General features: G+C 28.2%; 14 protein-coding genes. 9 read left to right on the top strand and 5 right to left on the bottom strand.

Annotated elements, in window-relative coordinates; all coding sequences use genetic code 11:
* Positions 1–176 precede the first annotated feature (176 nt).
* Genes HY951_02235 through HY951_02220 form a run of 4 tightly spaced genes read left to right on the top strand, consistent with a single transcriptional unit; the run spans position 177 to position 4,690 of the window.
* Positions 177–1,220 (top strand): nucleoid-associated protein, encoded by a 1,044-nt coding sequence (locus tag HY951_02235; GenBank protein ID MBI5538847.1) that lies wholly within the window; start codon positions 177–179, stop codon positions 1,218–1,220.
* Positions 1,221–1,236: 16 nt separating this feature from the next.
* Complete coding sequence (locus HY951_02230) at positions 1,237–1,992, top strand: hypothetical protein (protein MBI5538846.1); 756 nt, start codon at positions 1,237–1,239, stop codon at positions 1,990–1,992.
* Between the two features lie 17 nt (positions 1,993–2,009).
* Entirely contained in the window at positions 2,010–3,464 is a 1,455-nt protein-coding gene (locus tag HY951_02225) for a C10 family peptidase (protein ID MBI5538845.1), read from the top strand.
* Positions 3,465–3,523: 59 nt separating this feature from the next.
* Positions 3,524–4,690, top strand: coding sequence for a T9SS type A sorting domain-containing protein (locus HY951_02220; GenBank protein MBI5538844.1), 1,167 nt, complete (start codon positions 3,524–3,526; stop codon positions 4,688–4,690).
* Between the two features lie 3 nt (positions 4,691–4,693).
* Here HY951_02220 and HY951_02215 read toward each other — a convergent pair whose 3' ends face one another.
* On the bottom strand, positions 4,694–5,293 hold the full coding sequence (locus HY951_02215; GenBank protein MBI5538843.1) for a class I SAM-dependent methyltransferase: 600 nt from the start codon (positions 5,291–5,293) through the stop codon (positions 4,694–4,696).
* 6 nt (positions 5,294–5,299) lie between these two features.
* A complete protein-coding gene (locus HY951_02210) occupies positions 5,300–6,703 on the bottom strand; it encodes a hypothetical protein (protein ID MBI5538842.1) in 1,404 nt (467 codons plus the stop codon).
* Positions 6,704–6,817: 114 nt separating this feature from the next.
* Here HY951_02210 and HY951_02205 point away from each other — a divergent pair, with 114 nt between their 5' ends.
* Together HY951_02205 and recO are read left to right on the top strand one after the other, a co-directional pair.
* Positions 6,818–7,537, top strand: a complete 720-nt coding sequence (locus HY951_02205) for a hypothetical protein (protein MBI5538841.1) — start codon at positions 6,818–6,820, stop codon at positions 7,535–7,537.
* Between the two features lie 12 nt (positions 7,538–7,549).
* The gene (gene recO / locus HY951_02200; GenBank protein ID MBI5538840.1) at positions 7,550–8,272 is read left to right on the top strand and encodes a DNA repair protein RecO; all 723 of its coding nucleotides are present in this window, start codon (positions 7,550–7,552) and stop codon (positions 8,270–8,272) included.
* A 39-nt stretch (positions 8,273–8,311) separates the two neighbouring features.
* On the opposite strand, the gene HY951_02195 is transcribed toward recO, so the two are convergent.
* The 3 genes from HY951_02195 to HY951_02185 form a co-directional block, all read right to left on the bottom strand.
* Positions 8,312–8,773, bottom strand: a complete 462-nt coding sequence (locus HY951_02195; GenBank protein MBI5538839.1) for a hypothetical protein — start codon at positions 8,771–8,773, stop codon at positions 8,312–8,314.
* A 124-nt stretch (positions 8,774–8,897) separates the two neighbouring features.
* Positions 8,898–10,379: an oligosaccharide flippase family protein gene (locus HY951_02190; protein ID MBI5538838.1), complete on the bottom strand. Its 1,482-nt coding sequence runs from the start codon at positions 10,377–10,379 to the stop codon at positions 8,898–8,900.
* 54 nt (positions 10,380–10,433) lie between these two features.
* A complete protein-coding gene (locus HY951_02185) occupies positions 10,434–11,531 on the bottom strand; it encodes a hypothetical protein (protein ID MBI5538837.1) in 1,098 nt (365 codons plus the stop codon).
* A gap of 185 nt (positions 11,532–11,716) precedes the next feature.
* Between HY951_02185 and HY951_02180 the strand changes: the two genes are divergently transcribed.
* The 3 genes from HY951_02180 to HY951_02170 all read left to right on the top strand — a co-directional run bounded on the left by HY951_02180 (position 11,717) and on the right by HY951_02170 (position 19,986).
* Complete coding sequence (locus HY951_02180; GenBank protein ID MBI5538836.1) at positions 11,717–12,532, top strand: hypothetical protein; 816 nt, start codon at positions 11,717–11,719, stop codon at positions 12,530–12,532.
* 20 nt (positions 12,533–12,552) lie between these two features.
* Complete coding sequence (locus HY951_02175) at positions 12,553–15,810, top strand: SpoIIE family protein phosphatase (protein ID MBI5538835.1); 3,258 nt, start codon at positions 12,553–12,555, stop codon at positions 15,808–15,810.
* Between the two features lie 105 nt (positions 15,811–15,915).
* The gene (locus HY951_02170) at positions 15,916–19,986 is read left to right on the top strand and encodes a tetratricopeptide repeat protein (protein MBI5538834.1); all 4,071 of its coding nucleotides are present in this window, start codon (positions 15,916–15,918) and stop codon (positions 19,984–19,986) included.
* Positions 19,987–20,101: the final 115 nt, after the last annotated feature.

The following is a 20,101-nucleotide window of genomic DNA, read 5'->3' as shown; positions in this document are numbered from 1 at the left end:
TTGATTTTTAACAAAGATATAGGAATAGACATGCGATGTATAAAACGTAATAATTAGTTTTTAACATATAAAAGTTAAAAGATTTTTTCTCTTTATCAAGTTTTTTTATTGTCAGGTCTTTAAACCTTACATCAATATAAATATTATATATTTGTAAAAATAAATTATAATTAAAAATGTTTGGACTACAATCAGCTTCAATTAAAAGTTTAATGCTTCATAAAGTAGGCAACAAAACAGCAAATGAAGGAGTACATATTTCTAAAACTGAGTTAGACTTAAATGAGGAATTAAGAGAAATTCTTAAAAGATATTTCATTTCAGCTTTTAAATCCGAGGAATTCTTTAATCTGAATCACGAAAGTGATTTAAAATTAAATGAAATTTTTTCTTTTGCGTCTGAGATTTTTGATAATCCCGATAGTCTAGTAGAACAAAGTAAAAACATTGCAAAACATTTATACGAACAATCAACTCATCCTAAAGTAAAAGAAGGCGAATTTTATGTTGTGTATTTTGAAGGTGCAATTATTGAAGGTGAATCAACTAATGTTATTGGTTTATTTAAGTCAGAAAATAAGGATACTTTTTTAAAAATTTCTCAGTTAAAAGATAATTTTAACATAAACCTTGAAAATGGAATAAACATTAATAAACTTGATAAAGGATGTTTAATTATTAACAAAGAGAAAGAAAAAGGTTTTTTGGTTTCAATAGTTGACAACCTTAGTAAAGGTAACGATGCACAATACTGGAAAGATGACTTCTTAAATGTTAAACCAAGATCTGACAATTTTTATAATACAAATAATATATTAACATTATGTAAGAATTTTGTTATTGATAAATTACCCGAAGATTTCCAGGTAAGCAGAGCCGATCAGGCTGATTTATTAAATAAATCCGTAAAGTTCTTTCAGAACAATGAAAAATTCAGCATGGATAACTTTACAGATGAAGTGATTGAAGATCCAAAGGTTATAGCATCTTTTAATAATTACCGCCGCGAATTTTCTGATGATTTTGATGTTCCTATATCAGATGAATTTGAGATTTCATCACAAGCATTAAAAAAACAACAAAGAATATTTAAAAGCGTAATTAAGCTTGATAAGAATTTCCATATTTACATTCATGGAAATAAAGAATTAATTGAAAAAGGTTATGATGATGCTACTGGAATGCATTATTATAAAATGTTTTTTAAAGTTGAAAACTAAAAACTATAAATCAGATATGATAAATATAATTAAGATTACTACTATTTGCACATTATTATTATTAACCTTAAACATAAAATCACAGGATTTAATAATTTATAACAATAAAAAAGATACTGTAAAATGTAATATTATTAAAGACAATCGAAAATATATTGAATATCAGATTAACAACGACACCAATGTATATATAATGAATTATGACCAGTATGATTTTTATATAGATAATAAAGATACAGTAAGAAATAAAGATTTGCAAAAAGAAAAAGTTCAGAAGTCTGAAGAAGATTATAAAAAAGATAAAAAAACATTTATTGTAAAATATCCTCTTTTCAGTGCCGGCACCGGAATTGGTCTCGATTATGGTGGTTTTGGTTTAAGAGTAACATCTTTATCTACAAAGCATTTATCAATATTTATTGGTTTTGGTTATAATAGTTTAAATATGGGCGTAAATTTAGGAGGTTTGATACGTTTTTTACCTAGTCGTATGTTTTGTCCGACCTTTTGCGGGATGTATGGTTATAATGCAATGATAGTTATTACAGGTGATAAAAATATAACTGAAACCTATTATGGTCCATCTTTTGGAGTTGGGTTTGAATTAAGATCTAAAAAATTAAAAAACTATTTAAGCTTTGGTTTAATAATGCCTGTCAGATCACAGAACTATGAGGATGACATGAATGCTATAAGACGAGATCCTAATGCTACTATAACAAAAGAACCTGCAGATGCAATCATAACTTTAGGATATCATGTAATTATTTAATTTTAATTTTCAAAAACATGAAAAATAGAATAACTTTATTACTATTTGTTACAATAATAGCACTATTAAATACTTCATCAATATTTGCAAGACAAATTACTTATAATGAAGTTATATCAGTTTCAAATAACAAATTAATTGAACTTAAAAAAGCAGACATTATTTATGTAAATAATTGTGTTGAAATAAAAACAAATAGCATTATTGCATTTGTTGTAAATTTAAATCCCAAAGGCTATATTGTAGTTAGTGCAAATACTGATTTACCTCCAATTATTGCTTATTCATTTGAAAGTAATTTTGGTGAATTAAATGAAAGTAATCCTTTATTCTCAATAATAATTTCAGATTTAACAAATAGAAATAAATACTTTTCACAATCAAATATTGTAAGAAATAATAGTAAATGGGAAGAATTATTAAATGAAAATTACAAGCTACTACCAGATGAAACATTACAGCAATGGCCTGATGTTGGCGATGGCTGGTTAAAAACAAACTGGACTCAAAATGCTCCTTATAGTGACTTTTGTCCGATGGATCCAGTAACAAATGTAAGAAGTATTGCAGGTTGTCCATCTACAGCAATGGCACAAATTTTAAACTTTCATGCTACAACAAATAACACACAATTTAATGATTTTGACGATTACTATCATAATTATGCTGGTCGCCAATACTGGATTGACAATGATTATTTAGCCAGAGATTTTCCATCTTTTCCGGAACTAAATGTATATCTGGATACTTTAGAACAGCATTATTTAAATAACATTTTGCCAACAAACGAGGACAAAGCTGCACTTACATTTGCCTGTGGCATAGCAGCAACTCAGGTATACACCTCTGCCGGATCCGGCACATTTGGAGTAAATCAGGCATATGAAGCATATATGCGTTTTAATTGCACCACAGCTTCACTTCTTGACACTACAAACCTGGATTTATATGACAGATTAATGCAAAACATGAAAGATACACTTCCTGCACATCTGGCAATAGTAAATCCAACATGGACCAGCGGACACAATGTAGTTGTTGACGGATATAATACAGATAATTACTATCATTTGAATTTTGGTTGGGGTGGAAGTTATAATAGCTGGTATTTATTACCCCAGGAAATTCCTTACAATTTAACAGTTATTGAAGGGGTTATTGTTGACATAATGAAAAAAGAAAATACTTCCATTTTCGAATCAGATATTATAAACTCAAATATATCAGTATTCCCAAATCCATTTTCAGAATCGACTATTATTTCATACAATTTAACAAATAACACAAATATTTGTCTTTACATTTTTGATATTACGGGTAAAATTATTTTCTCCAAACAATTTTCAGAAGAAAAAGGTTATAATCAAATTTCAATAAATCTAAATTCCAATCCTGAGGGTATTTATTATTATAAATTAAAAGTTGGTAATAGCCTATATACCGGAAAATTAATTAAAATAGAAGGTAAATAATTATTTCGGGCAACGAAATTCTATTCTAATTTGTCTTAATTATATTAAGACTATTATTTATGAAAAAAATATTTACTATTATCCTGTTAATAAATATATTATATTTTAACAGCTTTTCCCAAAACAATTTATGTAATCTTTCTGATCCCTTTTGTACTGGAACAACATATAATTTTCCTGCAGGAGTTAACCAAGGTTCAGCTCAATCGGGACCAAACTATGGTTGTTTAGGTTCTGAACCAAATCCTGTGTGGTTCTATTTATTAATATACCAATCTGGAAATATACAATTAGAAATGCATACTGTTCCCCAACATGATGTTGATTTTGTTTGTTGGGGACCATTCACTTCTCAAACTACACCCTGCACTTCACAACTTACTGCAACTGGTCCAACACCTTCACATTATGATTCTTTATCAAGTCCTGATTATCCTGCAGGTAATATGATTGATTGCGGTTACAATTCTTCATATCAGGAATGGTGTTATATTCCTAATACTCAAACAGGTCAATATTATATTCTAATGATTACCAATTATTCAAATCAGGCATGTAACATTGTTATGACACAATCAAATATAGGGCATTCAGGTGCAGGATCAACTGATTGTGGTTGCAAATGTCCATCTATTATAGATATGAGCCATAATTCAAATCCATGTAATCCACTTACAAACCAATACTCAGTAAATGGTAATTTAATTTTTTATTTTTACGCAGGAAATTTTGTTATGACAGGTTCTGTTGTAATTGTTGATCAACCGAGTGGTATAACACAAACCATTGATGGACCTTTTACAAATTCATCAAGTCCTTTAAATTATCATCTCGACAGCATTCCTTCTGATGGATTGCAGCATACCATTACTGCAACATTTTCAGATGCGCCAACTTTAACATATTACATAAGCTATGCTGCTCCAGAAGCTTGTAATTTCACTTCAATTAAATCATACAATAATTTGCTTTTAAATGACCTATCAGTTTTTCCAAATCCTGCATCTAATGGCAAGTTCGAAATTAATTATTCATCAAACTATTTTGATGATATAACAATAAGAATAATAAGTATTGAGGGTAAAGATATTTTTAAATCTCAATTAACAAAGAATACTGAATTTATTAAAATACCAGTAGATATTGGAAATAATAATAAGGGGTATTATATTGTCGAATTAATTTCCGGGCAGAATGTTTGCAGAAAATCAATATTAATACAATAGTTTTTATTCTTTCACAGCTAAGAACCTAACAACAATAGCTTTTCCTTTGTGCAATTTACCCTCATCAAGAATAATTTCATGCTCTTTATTTTCCACGAGGTTAAGTCCATTAAATTCTTTTTGCAGCATCTCAGGGCTAAATAAAAGCTGAATTTCCTTTGGTCCACCCGAAGTATTATTTAACTGTTTTGGTGTAAATGCTTCTAATATTATTACTCCACCTTTTTTTAAGGACGAAATAATTTTTAAATAAAATTCTTTTCTGATATTTTCGGGCAAATGAAAATATGATAAAACTACAGCATCGTACTCATCAGGTTTAATTTCAAAATGTCTAACATCATACAAATCATATTGAATTTTCACATTTTTTGATTCTGCTAATTTCATTGCTTTTATTTTGCCAACTTCACTCATATCGAAAGCAAACACATCCCATCCTATACTTGCAGCATAAACAGCATCACGCCCCTCACCTGCTGCTGGAACTAAAATTTTACCGGGTTTAATTTTATTAATTGATTGTTTAAAATAAACATTTGGCTCAACACCATAAATATATTCTTCTGCTGAGAATTTTTCGTTCCAAAAATTTGGTTCCATTTATTTTTAATCTTTAAAAACTTGTTTAAAATAATCTTCAGTAATGTATTTTATTTTTCTTTCAGGAATACCTTTTCTTGCGTTATCATAATCAGGTGTCTCCAACTTATCTACAAATTCCTCTGTAGGATTTACTTTAAATAATGTTATAAAAAATGATTCACGTGTCATAGAATCATAATGTATTGCCATATTAAAATATTTTTTATTCTGAAACAAATTAAAAACAATTAGCAAAACAGCAAATGAGAGCAAAAACAATTTCAATATATTCTTTCTTTGTAACACAAATGAAACTATTGCAGCTAAAGGAATTGCCATTAATGCGTATGAGTCAATAAATGGTCTTAATCCAAATGAACCACCATACCACCAACACCACCATGATGATATTATATAAATATTAACTATGAAGAAAATAAATGTATTCCAAAAGAGTTTTCGATAATTATTAAACAATACGACAAAGCCGATACTTGCAAAAAACATTAATGGTGTATAAATAAACCAACCCTTTCTAAACCCAACCAAAACATCTACAAAATGAGGATTTGAGAAGAAAAAACCTTCATTATCATAAGAATAAAACAACCAGTTTCCGCTTACATATTTCCAATAAAATAATTGAGGAAGCCATACTAAAATCATTAATAACAATATGACAAATATTTTAAAATAATTTTTAAGAAATAAATAAAATCTTTCTTTTATATTAATCAAACTATCTATATTCCAAAGAATAAAAACAAGAACAATTAACCCATTTGTAGGCCTTATTAAAGAAATTAACCCCAATAAAAGTCCTAAATATATTGATCTTTTAAAGTTTGGATTGTCATGCCATTTAATAGTATTCCATATAAAAAACGAGAATAAAGCAAAACTAAAGCTATGTGAATATGCGGCTTCAGCAGTAAGGTAATTAGTAATATTTGTACCAAAAGCAATTAAAAATAACACCCAGCCAATTACTTTATTATTAAAATACAGACTAAGAGTTTTCTTTAATACAAACAATCCCAGAAAAAAATAAGTTAATGAAGCAAATACCAATGCTATTCCATATGGGCGAGTATAACCATCAGATGCATATTCGCTAAAATAAGTACTAACATGTGCTAAAGCAAAAAATGGTAAATACATAAACGAAAGTCCCATTGTAGTTTTAATTACATAATTTCCGTTTTCGAGTTTGTTTCTTGACCTGATTTTATCTGCATAAAATTCAGGATTTTGCTCAATGTATTTTAATGTAAGATCATGATTAATTAAAAAGGCTGGCAGAAAAGCATAGTATTCTTTAGTATCAGAAGCAATAACATCCATTGGACGTTTCCAGAAAACAAAGATAAAATGTAACAACAAATATATTATTGCTATTACTATTATTGAGACATTAGTTCTCCTCATTAATTCCAAATCTCATTTTTTCATAAAAGTATTGAATAAATTCAGAAATAAAATATTGCTGTTATTATTTTTTTCATACCTTTAACTCAACAACATTTTTTAAATATTACAACTATGAAAAAAATTACTGTTCTTCTTTTAACACTTGTATTCTTAACATTCGCTGGCTTTAGTCAGACTAACAAGGACACATCAAGCAAACAGATTAAAAAGATTGAAAAAAGAATTATCATCATGACCGATGATGGTGAACAAGAAAATATTGAGATTGAAAGTGACGGTCCTATGTGTGGTGGCAAAGAAATGTTTAATGAAAACTGTGGTAACAGTTGCAAAAAACATATGCAATTCATAAAAAAAGATAAACACGGAAAGAAAAAACTTAAGGCAACTCATCGTTTATACCCAATGACACATACAAAAAAAATATTTGCTCTTATGCCGGTTATATTGTTCCTATTTGTTTTTATCATATTCTTTTTCTGGCTACGTCGTGAAAACTTCAAACTTTCTGATGCTTTATCTTCAAAGGCTCCAGAAGTATTAAAAACTACAAATACACGCCAGGACCCAAATGATCCTTCAAAAACAATTACCGAAATAAAAGAAGAGATTTATTACTCACGAAGCACAAGTAAATTAATTGCATTTTTAACAGCAATAGCAGGTATAGTTGTTGTAATTTGCGGTTTATCATTCCATGCATACACAATGCTTAGCGGTATTGGAGCAGGTGGCAATAATTCACATCATGGTGGTGGAATGCTAATCATGGTTTTTGTGTTACTTATTGGCATGCTTCCATATATTTTCAGGGCAATGTTTAAAAAATAAGAAAGATCATTTGTGGTTGAAAAAGTTGAAGGCATTGTATTAAGAACAATTAAGTATTCTGATAATTCTTTTATTATACAACTTTTTACACGTGAACGTGGAAGAATTTCGTGTATTGCAAAAGGGTTACGTAGTAAAAGCTCGAAATTTTCACCATCATTTTTTCACCCTTTCTTTGTTATAAATGCAGAAATTTTTTACAATCAAAAAAAGGAAATACACCCCATTAAAGAAGTTAATTTAAAAAATTCTTTAAATAAGCTAAGAGAAGATCATACAAAACTTGCAATAGCAATGTTTCTTGCAGAGATATTAAACAAAGCAGTACGTTATCAGAATACCGACGAACAACTGTATGATTTTTTAGAAAATATGATATACAAATTGGATAATGAAACAAATACTTCAGCAAATTTCCATATTCATTTTCTATTGGGATTATCGCATTTCTTAGGTTTTTATCCGGTAAACAATTATAGTATTACCTATAAATATTTTGATTTACTTAATGCAAATTTTGTAGAGTTTCAATCAGGTTCACAAACTATAAATTCTGAATTTTCAGAAATATTATTTCAATTTATGACTATTGAAAATGAAGAATACTGGAAAATCTCATTGAACAGTACACAACGAAGAAAATTTATAGGAGCTTTGTTAAATTACTATACATTGCACACCGGGACTAATATGGATGTCAAATCGCTTGAGGTATTGACAGAAGTATTTAGTTAAAATTACTTCCTAATACTTTGAAACTTTAACAAAATAATGTTAGAATTTAACCCCATTACGATGAGTATTCCAACTGCCTCCTGGGCTTTGACCTCCATAACTTAAGTGAAGAGTAATAGAAGAATCTCCTAAAGTAAAACTACCTGAAAAATAATCCCAGCTTTTACCATAACCAACTAAGCTATAATCAGAATTAAGTACTTTTCCAAGAGGCCAAAGATCATGGTTATCAATTAAAAAATGTATCAATTGTGGAGAAACTGAATCTTTAATAACATGAATTGTATCAAATCCATTATAATAGGATGATCCTGACATATTATATGAATCAGAGTTATATGAACAACTATAATATCCTACAACTTTATCACGATAATCAGTTTGAATAATAATCTCATTATCTTCTAAATTATCTTCTATATTATCATCTATATTTTTATCTTTTTTGCATCCTAAAAATACAACCAATATTAAAATAAAATATAAAAATCTAATTTTCATTTTTATAACTAATTATAAGTAAAGTTAAACAAATTTATAAAAAGTATAGCAAATGCAAAATAAATTTATTCATCCTCATAAAAAACTATGGCGAAAGTTAATTGGGAACAAAGAATAGAGAACACTACTTTTTAAAAATAAAAGACAAATATGTATTTACTCTATTATTAATATCCTCACTAACTTTTGAGAAATAAATAAACAAACTAAAAACAATAAAAATAATTCCACTTCTGATAATAATATCAACAATAAAAGATTTCATTTCTGGCATGTAATATCCCGGAACATATGCTATTGCAGCAAATAAAAGTATTAAAAGATATTTATAATTAAATGGCTGAAATTCATACTTATTCCATAAAAATATCCATCTCATTAAATTAAAGATAAACAACGAAATAGCATTGGCAATTCCGGCACCTGTTATACCATAAATAGGAATAAATATGTAATTTGTTACAATAACAATTAACACAAATATAGCCATAAACAAGCTCTGAGCTTTATAGTATTTAGATGTAGAAATTATCATAGTATTAACACCTGTTGACATATCTATAAAACTACCTATACAAACCCATAAAATAACAAATTTTCCGACTATATATTTATCATCTAGAATGCGAAAGATGTTATCGATATTTGCCCATATACCAATTAAAAGTAATGCAGAAAAAATCATTTGATTTAAACAACTTTTATAATAAACATCTTTAACTGTATTTAAATCGTTAGTTTTCCATGCTTCTGCTACAACTGTTGACGATATTTTGGCAAGAGATCTTGATGGCATAGTAATTACTACACCAAAAAAGAATGCAATCGAATATATTCCAACTTCAGATAATCCAACCATTCTTTCAATCATTATTCTATCAACACTAAGAATTACAGAACTTGAAAACATAGCTATTATTCCAAATAAACTTACACTTATCATACTCCTTTTTAATTCCGGAGTTACAAATCCTTTGACTCTTTTAAAGCTCAGTTGTCTGTCGTTAAGAACTAATATAACTAATATCAATGTTGGCAAAGACAATGCAATAACATAAGCCAGAACAAAATCCTTAAAATTCAAAAAATGTAAAACATATAATAATATTGCAAAAACTATCAACAATCGCTGTAAAAACTCTTTTAAAAAAGTTCCTCTTACACTCTTAAATAAAACTCTTGAATATGAATCAAATGAACTAAAAATTAGTGTAAAAAAAGTAAGTGGTATAACAAAATATACATATTGCGAGAACAAGCTTGTAGTCTCAGCCAAATTTTCCACCATAAATGGTTTAAGAATAAGAAATAATATTGTAGATAATATCATTCCTACAGATAATGTTGAAATTAATATAAACAAAAAACCATTATGCTTATTTGATTCATTTCTAAAATATGGAAATAGTCTAAGTGTCACGTAATCAAAACCAAGACTGGCAAACTGAGCAAATAACAATGAATAAGCAACAAGTAAACTTAACAAACCAACTTCTTCTGTAGTAAAATACTCTGCAAGCAAAAAAAGATTTGTAACAATACCCAATACAGCACCTAAATATGTAAAAGCTGTACCCTTTATAGTTTGTGCTCTAATTACTCCCAAAACAATAATTTTTTAAACAAAAATATTTATAAATAATGTAGGTTAACGAATTAATTATGGAAAAATTATTGCTATTAATTTCTCGACATTGCAGTTTACATTAAAAAGATTGTTCAATATCCCTTTACGATGCCCTATTTCGTCAATATCAAAAGAAATGTTAAATAAATTATTTAACTGATTTTTGAACTCTGATGAATTTGACGCAATATGACACAAACCTTCTAAACCTGTATTTTCTACCATTAGCTTATTTACCAGACAATGTCTGCCTTTATAAAGTGCAGAAAGTAGTTTCAATTTTATTCCTGAACCATGATATGTAGTTAAAATATTTACATGTGCATTAGTTAGTAAATCATTCATTTTAGATTCATCCGGGTTAGAAACTAACTTAATATGCTTTTTATCGTTTATTGACGAAAATATTTTCTTATCAGGGTTCTTTCCAGCAATAATAAAAGGAATATTTACCGAATCAAAAACTTCATTAATTAAAAACAATGCACTTTTTATATTATCGGAAACAGAAAGATCGCCATGAAAAAGAGCATATTCACCTTTGCCATCAATAATCTGTACATTTTCATGTGGATGAAAAGCAGGAATTAAAACAGAATGACCATACTTATAGCTAAAATACTCTTTATCGGAAGGAGAAATAGCTGCAATGTGATTTGCAGACCGTAAAATTATTTCGTAATTCTTTAATTTTTTAGCCTCAAAATTAAAAAACATTTTCTTAAAGATATTTGATTCTGCATTTGCAAGACTTTTGTAATACTCATGCTCAATATTATGAGTTCTTACAATTATATTTCTGTTCCGAGAAATCAAATCAGGAAGAAAAAATGTTGAATGCAATCCTTCAAACAGAATTGGAAAATTATCAATAAGTAATCTAGTTTTTAACTCAGAAGCATTTCTTGTAGATACAATATATGGTAAAGCTTTTAATGTATAATGCCAGTCTTTTGGACGTTCATAATAATTTACCTCAAAACAAATATCATTAAGAATTTCAGAATGCTCTCTACCATATTCAAAACAATGAAGAATAACTTCAACACCCTGATCATATAATGCTTTAATTTTATAATATACATCAATCACTCCTCCGTAATCTGGCGGATAAGGTATATTAAATGACACTATATGAAGTCGTTTTGCCAACTATTAAAAATAAATATAAATTTTCAAAATCAAAAGTACAAAATTTGAGCATATTTATTGATGAACTAAAATATAAACACCACAATTAATATAAATCGAAAATAATTATTGAGTTATTGATATTTTTATTTAATTTGTACAACAATCTTAAAAGTAAACAACTTATGAAAAATAAAACGATAATTTCTATTATCTTAATTTTCATTCTGAATATTCAAATATCCGGAGTAATTGCTCAGGATAAATTTACTGTAATTAAAGTTACTGGGAATATTGTTATTCAAAGTACGGGTTCGGCATTGGGCATTGGAACAGCATTCGGACAAAATGAAGATTTGCTATTTAAAAGTACCGATTCACGTGCTGCAGTTATTAACCCTAAGCGCGGAAGGTTTTTATTAACTTCTAACAATGTGTCAGAATTTAAAAACTCTAAATCAAATTTCCTACCTGCAACAGGAAACATTAGTGCAAGGGCCGGCTCGTTTATCCTTAATATTAATGATTTAAAAAATTATTTTGAAGGAAATTATGTAATCTTTGATAAAATAAAAATCAAGATTAACCCAGCTGCTTTTCCAATGAATGATAAAAAATATTTTTATATAAGATACAACTATAAAAATGAAACAATAAATAAAAAATTAGGATTCAATGTTGACACATTAATTATTAATAAAGATGAATTACTTACAATTGACGGAAAACAGATTCCAAATCCAGAAATAACCGAAATGAAATTAATGTACATGGAAGAAGGAGAAAAGTATGTGTCGACTCCTATTTGCATTTTTACTCCTATATTTCCAGATTTTGAAATACTAAAAACAGAAGTGAAAATAATTTTAGAACAAATGAAAGATAAGCCTTATAAGGATAAAGTAAATGAAGTTTCGGCATACATTAATGATTTTTATGGAAAACCGGAAGAAAACAATTTAAAAAACTGGTTAAAAGAAAATTTTAACATAACACAATAAAAATTACTTCAAACATTAGTATGAAAGTAACTATACTATTACTCCTTTTAGTTTTTGTTTTTAATTGCTTTTCACAAAACCTTAAATACGAAATAAAATACTACTCTGCCAAAGATTACGGAAAAGGGCTTGAAGCTACTAACAGAGCTTGCGTTCAGGATAAAAATGGAGTGTTATATTTTGGAAATGCCGGCAGAATAATACAGTATGATGGCTCAAACTGGAGCTACATTCCCGTAAAACAAGAAAGTGTATGGATATTCTCTTTAGCAGTAAGTAATGAGAATAAAATATATGTAGGTGCTCAAAATGAATTTGGTTATTTAACTCCAGAATTAACCGGCAAATTAAAATATGTTTCTTTATCAGACAGTTTAAAAGAATCAGACAGGGTATTCTCGAAAATTATCAGAATTCATATTTTAAAAAACAAGGTCGTATTTCAATCAGAAGAAGCACTATTTATTTATGATAAAGGGAAACTAACTACTATTTTTCCTGAAACTTCATTTCACTTGTCATTTCTCGTAAATAATGAATTATTGATTAGGCAAAGAGATATTGGGTTAATGAAATTAGAAAACAATAATTTATTATTATTAAAAGGAAGTGAATTTTTAAAGAATTTTGGAGTTTTCTCTATTATTGAAAATAATGACTGCAATAAATTAACAATAATCACACGTGAAGACGGATTCTGGTCATACGATATAAAATCTAGTGAGAAAGAAAGAATAATATCAATTGATAGCACATTGTTAATATCATCAGAAATTTATGGTGCAATAAAACTTAGTGATGGAAATATTGCTTTAAACACATTATCTAATGGCATTTTAATTACAAATAATAATTTAAATATAATATCTGTTATAAATAAAAATAACGGACTAAAAGTAAATGGAGTACAATCGATATTACAGGATTACCAAGGTAATATCTGGGCACCTCTTGACAATGGGATATCACAAATACAATACTCATCTCCTGTTTCAATTTTCAATAACAAATCCGGCATTACCGGAATAATTACAGATATTGTAAGATTTAACAATGTTCTTTATACAGGAACTTCAGATGGACTTTTCTCAGAACAATCTGCTGATTACGCTACTTCATTTAATCTTTTTAAAAATTTTAATACAGCAGTAAAAAAGCTTTGTGTAATAGAAAATAATTTATTGATCGGAACTCAGAGTGGCTTATTCAAAATAAATAATAATAACATTTCAAAATTATTCGACTTAGATGTAAACACTATTTATTATTCAGAAAAATTAAAATTACTTTTTGTTGCAAGCAAAAATAAATTGATAATTTACAAATATTCGGGTACATTTAATAAATTGGTTGAATTACCTGAAATATCAGAAGAAATCACAAGATTTGAAGAAAAAAGGGAAGAAAATGGAATTACATTGTGGATGGGAACTTCACTTCAAGGAGCTATAAAATTACAAATCAATACTGACCTAAAATATCATATAGACAAATATAATTCAAATGACGGACTAATTGAAAACACATGGACTATTCCTTATAAAATAAATAATAAAGTAGTTTTCTCACAAAAATCGGGACTATTGCAATTTGTTGACGAAAACACTATTAAAAATCAATTACCGGATTCTTTAAAAGATAAACCAGAATTTTATAGAGGATACTTTGATTTTTTTAATATTGACAAAGAAGTAAAACATCCAAATTTGCCATTTTATGTAGTAAATGACAGTAAAAAATATCTTTATGTTAATCTTGATGGTGAATTAGGATTTTTCAACAAATCAAACAATTTTGAATGGATAACAGTTCCATTCTGTATTACAGATATTGGAAAAACAAATATCTTTTTTCACGAAAAAGACAGTATATGCTGGATTGGAGGTGATGATGGCTTAATAATGTTTAATGAAAATTACAAAAAGAATTATTACACTGATTTTAAAGTTATCTTAACATATATCACATGTGGTAGTAATGACTCTGTTTTATTAGACGGATTTAACAAAGTTGAAAACAATAATCAGTTTATTTTAAATTACAATTTAAATAATCTAGAATTCAGTTTTTCTTCACCATTTTATGAGGGGCAGGATAAAATGCTCTATTCATATGTCCTAATAGGTCAGGATACAGCATATAGTCAATGGAATTATTCGAATCATATTGCTTTTAATAATCTTTTGGAAGGTAATTATGTATTTAAAGTAAAAGCAAAAAATGTATATGGTAAAATCAGTTCAGAGTCTACATTTAGCTTTACTATTAAGCCACCATGGTACCGCACAGTTTGGTCATATTTATTGTACATTTTCTTGTTCATTGTTTTTATTTATATTGGAATAAGAATAAACTCGCGTCGCTTAATTGAAAAAAATAAAAAACTTGAAGCAATAATACTTGACAGAACTCAAGAAATAAAACAAAAAAACATAGTATTGATTCATCAGAAAGAAGAAATTCTTGATTCAATTAATTATGCGCTTCGTATTCAAAAAGCAGTACTTCCAGATGATGAATTGACAAAAGAATGGCTAGGCGAACACTTTATTTTATTCAGACCTAAAGACATTGTTAGCGGTGATTTTTATTGGACTACAAAACTAAAAAACAATGTATTCTTTTGTGTTGCTGATTGTACAGGTCATGGCGTTCCTGGTGCTTTTATGTCTATGCTGTGCATTTCATTCTTAAATGAAGTAGTTCTTAAAGAAGAAATAACTCAATCAGAAGAAATCCTAAATAAGTTAAGACTTTTAATAATGAGTTCACTTAAACAAAAAGGACTTTCCGGTGAACAAAAGGATGGAATGGATATAACACTTTGCATTATTAATAAAGAAACATTAGAACTTCAATATTCCGGAGCAAACAATCCACTTTATATAGTAAGGGCAAAAGATAAAGAACCAATACAATGTGATAAACAGCAGGATTTAGAAAATCTTAACTTATATGAAATTAAAGCAGATTCGATGCCTATAGCTATTCATGTAAATATGGAGTCATTTAAAAAACATAAAATACAATTAATAAAAGACGACAGAATATTTCTTTTTTCAGACGGATTTGCTGATCAGTTTGGCGGACCAAAAGGAAAGAAATTTATGTATAAATCTTTTAAAAATGTATTAATTGAAACATGCAAATATGATATTGAAGAACAAAAAAATAGAATTGAAGAAACAATTAATAATTGGATTGATTTTCAAAATCCTGAAAACGGAAAACCACATGAGCAAATTGACGATATTTGTGTTATGGGAGTGAAAATTTAAAAAATTTGTCAGTAATTAGTAAAACAGTGAGCAGTTCCCATTCCCATATATTAATTTATAACTTACACTATTTATAACAAGCGATAACTGACATATAAACAATCAATGAAGACAAAAACAATCTTAAGTTTTATCTTATTCTTCTCATTCATTAATTGCTTCTCTCAATCATGGCAAGCATCATACGAGAAATTCGCACAAGCATATCAGGAACAAAAATTTGAAGAAGCTATAAAAGCAGGAAATCAAACATTAACTGAAATTGGTGTAAAAGATAGTAATTATGTTAGTGTATTAAGATATATGGCATTTGCATATTATAGTATTCAGGATTACAATAAAGCAGTAGAAGCATATAAAGAAACCCAAACATTGTGCAAATTAATTTACGGTATAAACAATTATAATTATATTTTGGTTACATATAATCTGGCAATTAATTACACATATATAGGAAAATATTCAATGGCTTATCCTTTAATGGAAGAAGTTATAAATTATATCATAAAAGACCAGACAAAAAACTCTATGGATTATATAAATACAGCTAATCAGCAAGCTAATATCTATAATATTGCAGGGAGTTATGACAAAGCACAACAAATTTATGAAGATGTTTATGAAGTTGTAAAAAACAACTATGCCGAGACTGATTCAATGTATATGGCAACTGTAAATACTATTGCTCCATTTTATTTTGCACATGGCATGTATGAAAAAGCAGAACCATTCTATACTCATGCAATTGAATTAATGGAAAAAGCTTATGGCAAATTATCACAAAACTATATTGTAACACTTAACAGTCTTGGTGAATTTTATTTAAAAGCAGGCATGTTTGAAAAATCAGAAAAGGTATATTTTGAATTTGTTCAACTATGTGAAAAATTCTATGGTAAGAATACTGCTGATTATGCCACTTCGCTAAATAATCTCGCAGTAGTTTATGAAAAACAAGGCAAAAATAATCAAGCTGAAGATTTATATAAACAATGTTTAAAAGTAAAAGAAAAAGTATATAAAAAAGAAAGCAATTTTTATGCTTTAACACTTTCAAACTTTGCTGTATTATATGATAATATGGGAAAATATACAGAATCAGAAAGTCTGTTAACAGAGGCACTTGACATTTATAAAAAAATATATGGTGAATCAAATCCCAATTATGCAATTGCCCTAAATAATATGGTTTCCATTTATTCGTCAAATGGAAAGTATAAGGAAGCAATTAACTTATCTAAAAAGGCATTGGAGATTCAGAAATCTATTTACGGCGAAAAATATGATGCTTACATTACTTCATTAAATAATCTTGGACTGCTTTATGAGCAAAAAGGAGAATTAGATTCTGCAGAAATACATTTAGAAAAGACTGTAACATTAAGAAAGGAAACTCAAGGGGAAAATCATGCCGATTATGCAGTTGCTATATACAATCTGGCAAATATAAAAATTGCAAAAGGTGAATATCAAGTTGCACAAATATTATTAAAAAAAGCTTTAGAGATTCAGAAAAATGCAGTTGGTGAGAATCATGCTTCATATGCAAATACACTTAATAGCATTGCAGGTTTATATAGCACTATTGGCAATTTCCAACTTGCAGAAGAAAACTATAACAAATGTAAAAACATTTTCGAAAAAATATACGGTGACATGCATCCTGAATATGCAACATTTTTAAATAATTTAGGATTATTCTATTTTCAATCCGGCAACTATGATAAATCAGAAGAAGTATTAAAAAAGTCATTGAATATTGAGTATAATGCATTTGGTAAAGATCATCCGGACAATGTAAATATGCTTAGTAATCTTGCTAATACTATGATGAAGAAAGGTAATAATAAATTAGCAGAAGAATACCTTTTAGAAGCTGTAAGAATTACAAAAGAAAAATTAGGAACAGAACATCCTAATTATGTAACTGCAATATTAAGTCTTGGTGTATTTTATTACGAAACCGGAAGTTATGACAAAACAGAAAAATATTACCTTGAAGCTCTTGAAAAATACAAGAAACTATATGGCGAAAAAAACACAAACTACTCAACAGCTTTAAATAATCTGGGGACATTATATTTAGCAAAAGCGATTAATACTGAAAACGAAAAGGAAGCCAGTGAACTTACAACTAAAGCAGCAGATTATTTTTCAAAATCAGTAATAATTGATAGTTTAACATTAGGTACGGATAATCCGGATTATGCTCTTCACTTAAATAATTTAGCTGAATTATACAGGAATACTGGAAAATACGATAAAGCCGAACCATTATATTTAAAGTCAATAGAAATCGAGAAAAATATTTTCGGTGAAAATTATCCAAACCTTGCTGTATCATATCACAATTTAGCTTTGCTTTACAATGGCGCACAAAAGCTTGATAAAGCTGAAGAATATTGTTTAAAATCCTTAAAACTAAAACAATCGGCATTCGGAGAAAATAATCCTGTATGCTCTGAAACAATGTCTAGTCTGGCATATATTTATGAATGTTCAGGTAACTATAAAGATGCCGAATCATATTATAAAAAATCGTTAGAATTAAATTATGAGCTGATTAAAAATAACTTCTCTTATTTGTCAGAAGAAGAAAAATCAAATTATTTAAAATCAGTTTCAAATTATAAAGATATGTTCACTGCATTTGCAACAAAAAACAAAATATTTAACCTGTCAATTACAGGAATTTTATATAACAATGAACTAATAAGTAAAGGGATTCTGCTAAAATCTTCAACAAAAATTAAAAACGTTGTTCTTAGCAGTAATGACAACGATTTAATAACAAAGTACAATAATTGGATTGGAATAAAACAACAACTCGCTAAACTATACTCTTTACCAAAAGCCAGTCAGTTTGAGAACACTGACTCACTTGAAGAACAATCAAATATTCTCGAGAAAGAACTTGTTGTAAAATCAAACGAATTAAAACAAAGCAATGATCTTTTTAAACAGGATTGGGTAAATATAAAAAAACGATTAAACAGAAACGAAGCTGCAATTGAATTTGTCCATTACAAAAAACTTGAAAATAATAATTCATATAGCGATAATTATTGTGCCTTAATGATACTATCAATAAGTCAGTCACCGATAGTTATTCCCCTATTTGAAGCTAAAGAATTGGAAAATATTTTAGGTGAATTTGGTGGAAATAATTTCGATTATATTTCAAAAATTTATGGTACCACTAAAAATGGGAATAGAAATCTTTACAACATAATTTGGAAACCGATTGACTCATTACTTTCTGGTATAAACACAGTTTATTACTCACCAACAGGATTATTACATAAGATTTCTTTCTCCTCAATAATAACGTCAGAAAATAAGTTCTTATCTGAAAAATATGCTTTAAATTCAATTGCTTCAACAAATATTATAACAGAACAATCTGAGAATAATTTAAACTCTAATAACCTTAATTTATGTGTTTTTGGAGGTGCACAGTACAGCTCAGAAAATGGGGAACAGGAAATATGGAAATATCTCGAAGGCACTAAACAGGAAGCAAATAAAATAAATAAAATTTTTAGCGATAATAAAGTGAGTACAAAAGAATATTCAGGGTTACTTGCAAGCGAAGAAAATTTCAAGTCATTAGACGGGAGCAATTCCCCAACTATTTTGCACATTGCTACTCATGGCTTCTTTTATCCCGACCCAAAAGAAATAAATGCTAAAAAAGAAGAAAAATCAGAAGTTGGCGATATTGCTTTCAGAGGTGGAGGTAACGGAATTGAAAACTTTGTTAAAAACACAAACCCATTAATGCGCTCCGGGCTAGCTCTTGCAAGAGCAAACGATGTGTGGACAAAATCAATTATTGAAGGTGAGGATGGAGTTCTTACTGCTTATGAAGTTTCCAATTTGAATCTGAAAAACACTAAGCTTTTAGTTATGTCAGCATGTGAAACCGGACTTGGTGACATTAAAGGTAGCGAAGGAGTTTATGGTCTACAAAGAGCATTTAAAATTGCAGGTGTAAAATATATTATAATGAGCTTATGGCAGGTTCCCGATAAAGAAACAGAAGAATTTATGACTACCTTTTACACTAAACTATTAAAGATAAAAGATATTCGCAAATCTTTTAATGAAACTCAAAAAGAAATGCAACAAAAATATGATCCATATTACTGGGGAGCCTTTGTGTTAATAGAGTAAACCCATCCTGAGCCTGACGAAGGAGGGGTGCATTTGTGTTAATTGAATAATATTCTTAACACTACGAAAAATATAACAAATCTGTATTTTACAAATTATAGAAAATATTAAATTG

This window comes from Bacteroidia bacterium (assembly GCA_016218155.1).
In the GTDB taxonomy this organism is placed as follows: Bacteria; Bacteroidota; Bacteroidia; order Bacteroidales; family GWA2-32-17; genus GWA2-32-17.
This window is presented reverse-complemented; position numbering and strand designations above follow the sequence as displayed.